The following is a 461-nucleotide window of genomic DNA, read 5'->3' as shown; positions in this document are numbered from 1 at the left end:
GCGCAGGTGCACGACGCCGGCCGCACCATGGGCCGCGTAATGACTTCGGTGAGCGAGGTAAATGCGTTGATGGCGGGGATCGCGGCGGCGTCGCAGGAGCAGGCCGCCGGCATCGACGAAGTCGGCCAGGCGATGGCGCAGATGGACCGCAGCACCCAGCAGAACCTGGCGCTGGTGGAGCAGGCCACCGCCGCGTCGCGTGCGTTGGAGCAGCAGGCCGGCAGCCTGAGCGAGGCGGTGGCGGTGTTCCGCCTGGCCGGCGCGGCATCGTCGGTTCTGCCCGCGGAGAACCAATTGCCGGTGCTGGCGATCCAGCCTGCGCCAGCCGGCTTCGACTACGCACGCAGTGCCTGACGCAAAGGCGTTCTGGAAGGATGGGATGCCCCATGCGCCGCACAGGCGGCACCGCGCGGGGTCTTCCGTCGCCCAGCCAGATATGCAGGCGTCAGGGGCCTGCGGAC

The 461-nt window shown here is 70.7% G+C and carries 1 pseudogene; it reads left to right on the top strand.

Annotated elements, in window-relative coordinates:
• A pseudogene (locus CSC62_RS17655) lies at positions 1 to 354 on the top strand (methyl-accepting chemotaxis protein); the annotation flags it as partial.
• Positions 355 to 461: the final 107 nt, after the last annotated feature.

The sequence above is a fragment of the Pseudoxanthomonas jiangsuensis genome (assembly GCF_010093185.1).
Taxonomy (GTDB): Bacteria; Pseudomonadota; Gammaproteobacteria; order Xanthomonadales; family Xanthomonadaceae; genus Pseudoxanthomonas; species Pseudoxanthomonas jiangsuensis.
The sequence above is the reverse complement of the archived record's forward strand: the minus strand, read 5'-3'. Positions and strand labels throughout refer to the sequence as shown.